General features: G+C 40.5%; 10 protein-coding genes. 9 read left to right on the forward strand and 1 reads right to left on the reverse strand.

Annotated elements, in window-relative coordinates:
- Positions 1–381 precede the first annotated feature (381 nt).
- Together R8N28_RS14650 and R8N28_RS14655 are read left to right on the forward strand one after the other, a co-directional pair.
- Positions 382–1,983, forward strand: a complete 1,602-nt coding sequence (locus tag R8N28_RS14650; RefSeq protein ID WP_237289010.1) for a diguanylate cyclase — start codon at positions 382–384, stop codon at positions 1,981–1,983.
- A 756-nt stretch (positions 1,984–2,739) separates the two neighbouring features.
- Entirely contained in the window at positions 2,740–3,435 is a 696-nt protein-coding gene (locus R8N28_RS14655; protein ID WP_065274867.1) for a hypothetical protein, read from the forward strand.
- Between the two features lie 549 nt (positions 3,436–3,984).
- On the opposite strand, the gene R8N28_RS14660 is transcribed toward R8N28_RS14655, so the two are convergent.
- Complete coding sequence (locus R8N28_RS14660; protein ID WP_005381066.1) at positions 3,985–5,268, reverse strand: carbohydrate-binding protein; 1,284 nt, start codon at positions 5,266–5,268, stop codon at positions 3,985–3,987.
- Between the two features lie 247 nt (positions 5,269–5,515).
- On the opposite strand from R8N28_RS14660, the gene R8N28_RS14665 reads away from it, so the two are divergent.
- The 7 genes from R8N28_RS14665 to R8N28_RS14695 all read left to right on the forward strand — a co-directional run bounded on the left by R8N28_RS14665 (position 5,516) and on the right by R8N28_RS14695 (position 12,201).
- A complete protein-coding gene (locus tag R8N28_RS14665; RefSeq protein WP_065274866.1) occupies positions 5,516–5,821 on the forward strand; it encodes a PTS sugar transporter subunit IIB in 306 nt (101 codons plus the stop codon).
- Between the two features lie 87 nt (positions 5,822–5,908).
- On the forward strand, positions 5,909–7,243 hold the full coding sequence (locus R8N28_RS14670) for a PTS sugar transporter subunit IIC (RefSeq protein ID WP_005381064.1): 1,335 nt from the start codon (positions 5,909–5,911) through the stop codon (positions 7,241–7,243).
- A gap of 51 nt (positions 7,244–7,294) precedes the next feature.
- Complete coding sequence (locus R8N28_RS14675; protein WP_031777269.1) at positions 7,295–7,606, forward strand: PTS lactose/cellobiose transporter subunit IIA; 312 nt, start codon at positions 7,295–7,297, stop codon at positions 7,604–7,606.
- Between the two features lie 12 nt (positions 7,607–7,618).
- A complete protein-coding gene (locus R8N28_RS14680; protein WP_005381048.1) occupies positions 7,619–8,941 on the forward strand; it encodes a 6-phospho-beta-glucosidase in 1,323 nt (440 codons plus the stop codon).
- A 17-nt stretch (positions 8,942–8,958) separates the two neighbouring features.
- On the forward strand, positions 8,959–9,714 hold the full coding sequence (gene chbG, locus R8N28_RS14685; protein WP_054579416.1) for a chitin disaccharide deacetylase: 756 nt from the start codon (positions 8,959–8,961) through the stop codon (positions 9,712–9,714).
- Between the two features lie 104 nt (positions 9,715–9,818).
- A complete protein-coding gene (locus tag R8N28_RS14690) occupies positions 9,819–10,817 on the forward strand; it encodes a LacI family DNA-binding transcriptional regulator (protein WP_005381031.1) in 999 nt (332 codons plus the stop codon).
- Between the two features lie 130 nt (positions 10,818–10,947).
- Positions 10,948–12,201, forward strand: a complete 1,254-nt coding sequence (locus tag R8N28_RS14695) for an HD-GYP domain-containing protein (protein WP_065274865.1) — start codon at positions 10,948–10,950, stop codon at positions 12,199–12,201.
- The last annotated feature ends 523 nt before the right edge of the window (positions 12,202–12,724 follow it).

The following is a 12,724-nucleotide window of genomic DNA, read 5'->3' on the forward strand; positions in this document are numbered from 1 at the left end:
GTCTTATCTTCACCACTCGGAGATAAGATCACGTTTCACCTGAATATATTCCCTGCAGCTAACAATTTTTTCATCCACAGACATCGAGAAATTGTATGTTAAAAAGTGAACCTTATGTACTAGTAGAGCAGCGCAACTCAAAGCTGCACCTTTCCCATTTAGATTTATTACTCATAACAATTTTTGGTATCAATGTCTGACCAAATAATTTTAATGATTCGATCTGGTTCTGACTAGCTCATAATGTGAACAATTCCCTGTCTATAGGTTTGTTGGCGCTTTAGGGTTTCTTTTTGTGTGTTTGTCATCATTTTGATGTAAGTAGACAAAGGGTTGTGAGATATAAATAATCAATTCAATCCTTTAAGCGTATAAGTACGTGTGCAATTATTATTTGTTGAAGACGTGGGCTTGGTAGATAAAATGATAATTAAAACAAGAGAATCAAATATAAAAAAGATGCTTTATTCATGCTTGTTACTAGCTTTTTTAGTCGTGATGGCAATAACATTCATATTTAATGAATATCAAACTCAAAGAGAACGAATTTTACTTGGTTATTCTCATGCACTACGTTCTAAAGTTGAGTCTAGCTTAGGCGTTTATAAAGATTTTTCAAATTACGTATTTAAAGAAATTGAAGATGACCAAGATATTTTTAGGTTGATGAGTGAAGCCTATTTTGGTGATGAGAGCATAAGAACATCTAATAGGAATTCAATATACTCGAAGCTGGAAGAAAAGTATAAAACTCTTACAGATTTCAACTTTCGACAGTTACATTTTCACTTTGAAAATGGTGATAGTTTTTTACGTGTCCATAAACCTGAAAAATTTGGTGATAATTTATTCTCTATAAGAGAGTCGGTAAGGATATCCAATAAAGAAAAGCGATTTGTACAGGGGTTTGAAGAAGGTAGAATATATAACGGTTATCGATTCGTTTATCCAGTAGTATATAATGACATTCAGATAGGCACTTTAGAAGTATCCCTATCAATGGGTAGTATCGTCAATTTATTGTTTAATCTATATCCTGAACAAGATTTTTTCTTCTTGATGAATAAGGATGTTGTGAATTACAAAGTGTTTGATGATACGAAGAATAACTACATAAATAGTAAAATAGCCAGTGATTACTATGTAGATAAAGACGTGCTAAATAAAAGCCTGGAAAACCTGAAGTTTACTGAACTTGAGGGTGATATTGAACTATTTAAAAAACAGCTTGATCCTTATATTAAAACTGGTAATACTTTTTCAAAAGAGTTCAATGTGAATGGAAAATATCTGATTGTATCTTTCTTATCAGTTGAAAATTTTAAAAGAGAGCACGTGGCCTATTTAATTTCAATATCAGAAGACGATACATTAATGCTTATGAAAAGAAACTATCTGTTGTTTGATTTTATGATATTCATAGTGTTAATCTCATTTTTTGTAATTGTTTTTCAAAGTTATCGAAATCAAAATAAACTACTTAAAATGTCAACCATAGACTTTCTAACTCAAGTGCTAAATAGAAATAAGATGGTTGACCTATTGTCACAGGAATACGATAAAGCAAAAAGGCATAATTCCATATATACCGTAATGATGTTTGATATTGACTACTTTAAAAGCATTAATGACGAGTTTGGTCATGCTGTTGGTGATGATTATCTAGTTGAGTTTAGTAAATTAATCCATAGAAACATAAGAACTAGTGACTCTTTTGCTCGTTGGGGCGGTGAGGAGTTTGTTCTATTGCTTCCCAACACAGATGAAGACAGCTCGATGCTAGTTGCCGAAAAATTGCGAAGTTTAATAGAAAAGTATATTTTTTCAGGCCCTAAAAACATAACTGTAAGTATCGGTATCTCTGAGGTCCAATTAGATGACAGTAGTCTAGAAGATGCCATAGAAAGAGCTGATACAGCACTTTATCACTCGAAAGAAAATGGCAGGAACCAAGCGACAGGCTGGAGTGTGATTAAGTCTTAATCTTAATCGCCTAAAATCAGACCAAATTGGCATATGACATGTGCCAATTTGATTGGGTACATCATCGAGCGACCGTTCAGTGCCTGAAGTTATTAGTGTTTTTTAAATCAATGAAAACAATTACTTGGTGATACAGAAACATTGCGACCGCTACTTTTTGCTTTATTTAGAGCAGAGTCGACCTGCTCTAAATAAAGCTCAATTGTACTCTACGTTGAGGAACATAACTGTATACTTCGACGGAGGCTGTGATTTGATGGGAGATGCCAATGATTTCACAAGAGATAGCGATGGTTTCAATATTCCTTCGAATTCTTTCCGCTAGCTCAAGGATTTCAAAACTAGATGATACAGATATGACCACTAAAACTCTTCGCCTCCCATCCTGAAAGCGAAATCACCAGAACGTCGACTAAACACATGCTTTAACACAATGTCAGGAACCTAAGCTATGCACTAACACGGCAGACCATTTGGCATACCTGAGCTAATCTATGAATCGCTAAGTTAGTAAAATAGCTAAAACACTTTTGTCCATCATCGTGTCAGATAGGTCTCAAACTTCTAGCATGAAAATGCACCGGAGTGAGTTTAAAAAAGTCAGATGAATTCCAGAATATAGCTACGCTCCTTCAGAGTAACTTGGTATTGAAGTACGAGTGAGCGAAGTCGTTTTTCAGTTTATTTGCGATAAATTAAGCACATCAACTCAAGACCTGATAACGTATAGAAAACTTAATCTTAATTTTATATACAATGAACCTTGAACCCCTAATAGAAGAACTAAAATCAATCGCTGAAGAATTTCCTCTCAAAGAATACTTTACATGGATGATGCCAGAGGACTGCCCGTTAGATTTTCCAAGCGAAATTACTTCGAACTATGACCGAAATCTTTTCATGAAGCACAACTTGAGCTCTTTGTTAGTTAACGACTTAACCAATCGCTACTGGGTTATTCAGAAATGGGGAGGGATTGGAAGTCTCAAATCGACAGAAAAAAATGATGATATATTGTCGAAGCTAGATGCTCGTCTCAGCAAAGGCGCTCTAGATAAAAATACATTCGATGTAATTTCATCAATGTCTAAAGTTGCCTCTTTTCTCGATCACACGAAGTATGCTATTTACGACTCAAGGGTCATCTACTCACTTAATTGGCTGTTGCTCAAACATACTGATACTAATGAGTTCTATCCGATGCCTTCGGGTCGAAATAAAGATTTAATCAAATTAGACCTAGATACAATCATTAATCTCACTGGCCGCGATTCTGACAAAATAAGTTATAAAGATGCATACCATAGATATTGTGACCTGATGATTGAACTCTCTAAAGCTATCTACGAACGTCACGAACCATACTGGTCTGAAATGCTCTTATTCTCTATTGCGCCAAAGTACATTACGGGTGACATCAAGCAATCGATTTCTATCTCAATTAATGACTAACAAGCTACTAGGTGGAAATTTACAAGAACTAAACATGTTTCTTTTTATCAATAACATTTACCTAAAGTAATGCAGAGGCTGAAATTTAGTATATCGACTCTAAATGATTTCTGTCCAAAAGTGAGCTGGGAACATATTTCAAATCTGTACTCTACGTGTGCAACAAAGATCCAATGAAATCCTATTTCATGGTCCTTGATATCCAAAGAAATCCTCTTAAATGCAAGTAATTACAAGTGCTTAAGAGGAATTCAAAATCCGTTGCCTTCGGGCGTGGCGGTTCAAGTCTGCCCACCGGTACCATATTAGAAAGGTCGCTTTTATAGCGGCCTTTCGTCGTTTTAGGTGTTTGAAAATATCAAAAGGAAGTTAGCGTTGCCTTCGCGGTGGCGGCAGGAATGCCAGTCCAATCAACTCCGTCCACCGGTACCATATTTTAAGACAGAGCCTCGATGAAAGTCGGGGCTTTGTTGTATCTGGATCTTCAAAACAAAAAAGCGCGAGGGGTATGCCTCGCGCAAACTACTACATGGTGATAGTAGGAACAGCCTATAGAGCTGTGAACAAGGTATTTTGAGTGTTCGGAGTCCAGTCTGCTTGGGACACGTGCGGTACATCAACTAGATAACGCAAACCTTGATAAGTCACCACATCACCTTGTTTATAGGAAACATTCTGAGTCCAGTTAGTGGCTGGGTCTGCATTTGTCCAAAGGCTAGAGGTTGGAGACGGTGCCCAATCTTGTTGCGCAGTATGGTTTGTTACAGCCTGGTATACAGTACCTAGGTGTAAGACGTAATCGCCAGCGTCGTAGTTATGACCAACTTGCCAGTTCGGTGTGTAGTTATCCATTGTGTCGAAGTCATAACCCGCTTGTTTTGCTAACTGTATAAACTTAGCGAGCTTAGGTAGGTTTTGCGTTGCACCCATGCCACGCTTACCATCTTCAAATAGGAACTCGTGAGTTAATACGATAACTTTATCGGCGTGTAAAGGTGTACCACATGGGAACTCTTGAGCTTTGGAGTTGATCGGGTTAATCGTTGTTGGTGCACAAGTGTTTAACGCGGAATCCACATATCCAAGAAATGCTTCTGCTTCTGTAAGGCTGTTTGCTGGCATTTCAATGCCCCAATTTTCGGGTGCCCAGTCCACATCCCAACCGTGAGTTTGATAGCCGTTATTCGCCAGGATATTTTGAACCTCGATAGCTGCTTTTACACTGTTGGATGGGTTGGATGTATCGCATACATATCCTGGTTCCCAAGGTTTCAGGTCATCAGACGTGGCACATAACCCATCTGCTTTGAAGTCTTTCGTCACGCGCCAACCGTTGGTGTAGGGCAGTCTAGCAAACTCTGTTGCCTTGTAGTTCGGGTAGCTTGTAATGTTCGGCAAATACTTTGCTAACACAGATAAGTTTTCCGTAAACATTGAGGCATCGTAAACAGGATCTTGATACGAGTTAAGCTGGTGGTCCCCGGTCGCATTACACTCCGCAGCACTGTTCGGTCCAAACTCATCCACGCAGTTGTGCACCATGTGATCGTAACTGTGGTTCGCAACAATATGACCAGTGTCTAATGCGAGCTTTAAGGCTTCTAGGGAACGGTCTTCATTCTCATCACCAATTCCATCTAAATGCCAAGCATTAAAGTAAAACGTCGCTTTGATATCTTCCTGGTTAAGTACTTGAATAACGTCAATAGATGCATTGATTGGTCCATCATCAAACGTTAGATAAATTGTGCCTTTAGAGTCGGTTTGAGCAAATGAGTGTTGTGATAGTGCGGCACTTACAAGCGTTGCAATAGCCAACTTATTAAATTTCATTCTCTATTCCTTTTAAGAAATTAATAACGACGTTGTCAGTAGTAAAATATTGATAATTTGAAAATTAATGTGATGTTTTAAATTATTTTATAACTTTTATCCTAGACCTAAATAATTACAAAAAAATAGGTGGTATTTTCTAAATTGGGATTGTGTTCACGAATAATGCAACCGGTTGCGCTTTTTTGTCTTGGTTATTTTTGCTACAGTTTTTGCAGGTTGAAATTTACACAACGGGAGTAAGGCTATGAAAAAGATCCTTTTATGCTGTAGCGCAGGGATGTCAACCAGTATGCTTGTTAAGAAAATGGAGCAAGCTGCTGAAAATAAAGGAATTGAATGCAAAATTGATGCGATGTCAGTGAATGCATTTGAAGATGCAATTAAAGAGTACGATGTTTGTCTTCTCGGGCCTCAAGTACGTTTTCAGCTAGAAGAGCTAAGAAAAACGGCGCAAGAGCATGGTAAAAACATTGACGCGATTTCTCATCAGCATTATGGAATGATGAAGGGAGAGGAAGTACTAGAGCAAGCATTAGAATTAATTAACTAAACCATAGTTTTAAATTAAAAAGATAACTGTACATCAAATATAAATATTTGATGCGGGATTCTTTTGCCTAAAATAAGGATGGATTCTATGAAGCTTTATGACGCAATTATAGGCGCAGTCGAAAAGCATATAGCCCCTATAGCAGCTAAAGTGGGGAATCAGCCCCATGTTCGCGCAATGAGAGACGGTTTTATTGTCGCAATGCCGTTTATTATTGTCGGTAGTTTCATTTTGATTTTTGCATTCCCCCCATTTGCCGAAGATACAACCTTTACTTTTGGTCGAATTTGGCTCGATTTCGCCACTACACATTTTGATACCATAATGATGCCCTACAACATGTCGATGGGGATCATGACCATTTTTGTTTCGCTGGGCGTTGCTTATAGTTTAGCGAAGGCTTACAAGATGGATGGGATCACGAGTGCTGTATTGTCACTAATGTCTTTTTTACTCATTGCGGCCCCAGCTAAAGATGGCGCGTTGTCTATGTCTCACATGGGCGGAACCGGGATCTTCACCGCAGTGATGTGTGCATTTTTCTCGGTGGAGCTCTACCGTTTTATGAAAAAGCACAATATTACGATTCGCATGCCAGAGCAGGTGCCACCGGCGATTGCGCGATCATTTGAAGTATTGCTACCAGTCTTAGCGATATTCATTACCTTATATCCACTTAGCCTTTTCGTACAAACCCAGTACGACATGCTGATTCCAGACGCTGTTATGGCTATCTTTAAACCGCTAATTAGTGCGTCTAACTCATTGCCTGCCATTATTGGCGCTTTATTGCTTTGCCAGCTGCTTTGGTTTGCGGGTATTCATGGTGCTGCAATTGTTGTTGGACTGCTTTCTCCAATCTTTTTGACCAACATTGGTGCCAACATTGAAGCCTTTGTTGCAGGTGAACCGATTCCAAACGTATTTACTCAACCGTTCTGGGATTTTTACATCTTTATTGGCGGCTCTGGTGCAACACTTGCTCTTGTTATGCTGATGTCGTTTAGCCGTTCTGTTCACCTTAAGAGCATTGGTCGAATGAGTGCGGTGCCTGGCTTTTTCCAAATCAACGAACCAGTGATCTTCGGTAGCCCAGTTGTGATGAACCCGACCTTGTTTATCCCGTTCGTCTTCGCTCCAGTCATCAACGCTACGATTGCGTATTTTGCTGTGCATGTCGGCTTTGTGGGTATGGGTGTCGCTACAACACCTTGGACAACACCGGCACTGATAGGTGCTTCGTGGGGTAGCGGTTGGACCTTTGCGCCAGTATTGCTCGTCATTGGTTTATTGATTCTTGATCTAATCATCTACTTCCCATTCTTCAAAATGTTTGAGAAGCAAATGTTGGAGCAAGAACTACCAACGACGAAGGAAACTAAAGGTGACACGCAGCCGTCAGGCGAAGGCGTTACTGCTTAACTGTGCTTAATGGGCCGCAATTACCGCGGCCCGATTTTCGGAGAGAAAATGATGGAACAAGAATTGGTTGTAATGGAGATCATTTGCAATGCTGGTGAAGCCAGAAGTTTAAGCTACGAGGCATTGCGTTTATCTCGAGAACAAGATTTTGAAGCGGCTGATGAGAAGCTCTCTCAAGCAAGAGAGTGCATTAATAAAGCCCACTTAATACAGACTCAGCTTATTGAAGAAGATCAGGGAGAAGGGAAAGTCCCGATGACGTTAGTGATGGTGCATGCTCAAGATCACCTGATGACTACGATTTTGGCTCAAGAGATGGCTGTAGAAATCGTCGCACTGAACAAAAAAATCTCGAACAAGTAAAGGGGGATGAAAATGTCTAGAGAGGCGATCAAACTTGCCATTATTGGCGGTGGTAGTAGCTATACCCCGGAATTGGTTGAAGGGGTTATTAAGCGCTTAGAATATTTACCCGTTAAGAAGATTCATTTTGTGGACATTGAGTCAGGAGCTGAGAAGCTTGAGATCATCAAAGGATTGGCTCAGCGAATGGTCGATAAAGCCGGAGCAAAAATTGAGATAAAAGCCGGTTTCGATCGCCGTGCTGCGATAAAAGATGCGGATTTTGTGATGACGCAGTTTCGTGTTGGTGGCCTTGCTGCACGCGCTAACGATGAGCGAATCCCAATCAAGTACGACGTCATCGGCCAAGAAACAACGGGCCCTGGTGGTTTTGCTAAAGCACTGCGAACCATTCCGGTCATTCTGGATATCTGTAAAGACATTGAAGAGTTGGCTCCAAACGCATGGATGCTCAATTTCACCAACCCAGCGGGTTTAGTTTCCGAAGCGGTCAGTAAGTACACCAAAGTAAAGAGTATTGGTTTATGCAATGTGCCCGTTTCAATGGAAATGATGATTGCAGAAATGATGGAGTGCGAGCCAAAAGAGCTGCAACTTGAGTTTGCTGGGTTAAACCATCTCGTGTGGGTACACAAAGCATGGCTCAATGGGGAAGATATTACTCAAACGGTATTAGAGAAAGTCGGTGATGGTGCCAACTTCAGTATGAAGAATATCTGGGAAGAGCCGTGGGATCCGGCATTTCTAAAAGCACTGGGGGCGATACCATGTCCTTATCATCGTTACTTCTACCAAACTGATGCCATGCTTGCTGAAGAGAAACAAAGTGCCGATGAAAAAGGCACTCGTGCTGAGCAGGTAATGGAAACAGAAAATGCGCTATTTAAGCTCTATCAAGATCCTACCCTCGATCATAAGCCGAAAGAGTTAGAGGAGCGGGGTGGTGCTTATTATTCTGATGCATCACTGAACCTAGTTGATTCAATTTATAACAATCGTAATAGTATTCATGTTGTTAACGTTTTAAATAATGGAGCGATCAACGGCCTACCTGACGATGCTGTGATTGAATGTAGTGCCGTGATTGGTAGCTGGGGGGCGAAACCTCTTGCGGTTGGCGAGTTGTCAAACAATATCAAAGGATTACTCCATCAAGTTAAAGCGTATGAGCAGCTAACAATAGAAGCTGCTGTCGAAGGTAATTATGACAAGGCGCTTATGGCATTAACCAATAACCCATTGGTGCCTGACATTGGCCGCGCCAAGTCAATCCTGGATGATATCCTAGCGGTGAACGCTCCGTATTTACCTCAATTTAAACTAACGACGTTGTAAGACAAGGAAGGGCGCCGATGAAAGTCATTTTTAATGCTGATGATTTTGGTTTAACGAGAGGTGTAAATAGCGGCATCGTTAAAGCTCATCAGCAAGGTGTGGTTCATTCAACCACCATGATGGTGGGTATGGATGCTGAGCAACATGCCTTAGAACTAGCTCGCCATAATCCAGACTTGAAAATTGGCGTTCATCTTAGGTTTACAGCAGGTGTGCCTATAACGAAGCATCCTAACTTGACCAACGGCCGAGCGCACTTTATCAACTATGACGAACTTTGGAGTAAGCAGGACTTCGAAACTCAGGTCATTTATGATGAAGCAAAAGCTCAGGTGGAACATTTTTTATCGCTTGGGTTAGAGCTAAGCCACTTAGATAGCCATCATCACGCGCATACTCACCCTCAAATTTTGCCCGTTATTAAAGAAGTAGCGAATGAATACAGAGTGCCACTGCGGGGCACTGGCTTGTGTCAAGAATCGATGACAATCAGGTATATCTTTACTGATGAGTTTTATGATCAAAAAGTGAGCTTGGATGGCTTAATGGCACATCTATTGAGCTTAAAAGCTGACTATGACTTGGTTGAGGTGATGTGCCACCCGGCAGAGGCCGATCAGGCGCTTATCTTAAAGAGTGGCTATGCGCTTCAGCGAGAGCTAGAGTTACAAGTTCTTACCTCTCCCATTTTAAAAGAACAGTTAGCTCATCATGGCATAACTGTCACGGATTACTCTGAGCTTGTTTCTACCAATCAAATGGTCGGTGTATGATTAAAGGCTGCCAGCTTCGCCCCCTATAGCACCTTACGAATTGCTGGCAGCCGTTCTACACAAACGAATATTTAATAACAATTGCAGTTGGACCCAATAGCATTATGGCAAGGATTAAAGATGTAGCCGAACTCGCCGGTGTAAATCGCTCTACCGTTTCTCGAATTATTAATGGAGAGGGGAAATTTCGCGAGGAAACTCGAAAAAAAGTAGAGCAAGCTATGGCGCAATTGAATTATCGTCCTAGTGCAATTGCTCGTTCACTCGCAACCTCATCCAGTAATATGGTTGGGTTATTGGTGACTTACTATACGGGGGGCTTCTTTGGCGAGATGATGGAGCAGGTTCAGACCGAGCTGGATATTCATAAGAAGTTTTTGATTACAGCTCAAGGCCATCATTCTGCACAAGGTGAAAAAGAGGCAATTCAGCGTTTTAATGATTTACGTTGTGACGGCTATGTACTTCATAGTCGTTATTTGTCAGATGATGACTTACGTGAATTAGCTAAACAGCCAACACCTTTCGTTCTTCTGGATCGCTACGTGGAAGGAATAGAAGAGCGTTGTGTTACCTTTAACCATCATCATGCAAGCCGTATTGCCGTTGAGCACCTTTTAGCTGGTGGTCATCGAAAGATTGCTTGTATTGCCGGTCCATCCCAACGTCATAACAGTGTATTGAGAAAGCTTGGGTATATTGATGCAATGAAGGATGCTGGTATAGATATTGATGAAAGCTGGTGTGAAGAAGGGAATTATGGTCGGCAAAGTGGTTATGATGCAATGGCTGCAATTTTACAACGACACCCTGATGTGACGGCTGTCTTTTCGTGCAGTGAAGAAATGACGGTTGGCGCAATGCAGTACTTACACGAGCACAGTATTTCTGTACCAGAGCAAATCTCATTAACTAGCTTTGACAGTGTTGATCTTTGTGAAAGTCTTTACCCTACAGTATCAGCAGTGCACTTTCCTATCAGTGACATGGCCCGTGTAGCGGTACAAACGTTAATGGGGCTAGTCAAAGATCAAGAAGTAATAGACAAGCCAGTGTTCGAGGCCAAGCTTAAAATACGCAAAGCAGATCGCTCCTTAAAGTAGCTTACTTCTATCTAATTAAGTGAGTCGCTTAGAAATAACGGTTTGATGTTTTGATAGTTACTGATGAATTTATTCACAAAATTTACTAGTATTCTAACTCTCTTAAGAAATATAAATCAGTAGTGAATAAGTGGCAGCCATTAAACTAACGGTCGATCGTATTCAACCCGGATTACATATCCGTCTTCCGCTAAAGTGGAACGATCACCCCTTTCTACTCAATAGCTTTAAGATTAAAGACCAAGAGCAAGTCGAGATGATCCGCCACCTCGGCGTAAAGTTCGTTTACTTTAATCCAGAGCAAAGCGATGCCGTTCCACTCCCTGTTGATCAAAGACAAGCTGACAGAGTAACAAATGAAGCGTCGTTAGATCATGAAACTCAAAAAATGTGGCAAGAAAAACAGAACCGCATAGAAAAGTTAAGTGCATACCGTCGACGCGTGATTCAGTGTGAAAAAGAGTTTGAGCGCTCTCTGGCACGTATGCGTTCAGTCATGACTAAAATCCGTAACCGTCCGACAGCAGCAGTTGATGAAGCAAAGCTTCTTATTGAAGATATCGTCGAGAAGTTAATGTGCGATGATAATGTTACGTTACATCTGATGAACGGAAAAAATGAGTTTGAAGATATTTATTTCCACTCATTGAACGTGGCTGTTATCTCGATGATGATTGGCCGTGCTAAAGGGTACTCAGCAGCACAGTTGAAAGAGCTTTCCTTCTCCGCACTATTCCATGATATCGGGAAAATAAAAATCCCGACTGCAATATTAAGAAAGCAACTACCTCTAACAGAGCCAGAAACCAACTACTTAAAGTTGCACACTAAATATGGCGTCGATCTTGCGAGTCAAATCGAGGCTTTTCCCGAAGTCGCGAGAATTGTGATCGCGCAGCACCATGAGCTAAGAGATGGGTCTGGTTATCCCAAAGGCCTGAAAGGAGATGAGATCAACGAGTTTGCTCAAATTATTGCTCTAGCCAATGCGTTTGATAACTTGTGTCATACACCGATAGTCTCAGATCAAAAGATTCCTTATACCGCACTCTCTCATTTATATAAGAACTGTAAACACCTATATAAAGAAGAGAACCTGAACATCCTAATTAAGTTTATGGGCGTGTTTCCTCCGGGTACCGTAGTTCATCTTTCTAATAATATGGTCGGCCTGGTTATCTCAGTGAATGCATCGCATTTATTATTCCCGAATGTCTTGGTTTACGATCCATCAGTACCAAGGACGCAAGCGCCAATCATTGATCTTGCCTCAAAAGATATAAAGATAGTTAACGCGATTCATCCGTCAAAATTACCGGATAAAGTAAAAGAGTATCTAAATCCGCGTTCGCGTATTTCTTATTTCTTTGATAGTGATGAGTAGTTATCCACAGCTTTTTGTGGGTAAATTGTATAAATCCTGAGTGTTATTTCTGGGTAATTTTAGGGTTGGATGGAAAGTATCCATTTGGCATGTTTTTTTAGAAAAAATGCATTTTTAGTATTGCCAAAGAAAATCTTCTCCCTATAATGCGCATCCATCGACACGGCAGACGCCACAAGGCTTTAGTAGGGTCGAAGAGGTAAAAAGCTTCTACAAAAAATTAGTTTAAAAAAGTGTTTGACACTAACAACTAAATCGCTAGAATGCTCCTCCGCTTTGAGAGAAAAACTTCTCGCAAAGCAAGCTCTTTAACAATATAGACCTATCAATCTGTGTGGGCACTCGTTGATGATAATCCAATTAGATACCTCGGTATCAAATTAGGTTTCAATGAAACGAAGTGACCATTGAATCTTCGGATTCAGCACAGTCAATTCAAACATTACTTATGTAATGTTCAGTATTCATTGAGCCGAACAAAATCTTAAATTGAAGAGTTTGATCATGGCTCAGATTGAACGCT

It is taken from the genome of Vibrio sp. Vb1554 (genome assembly GCF_033344235.1).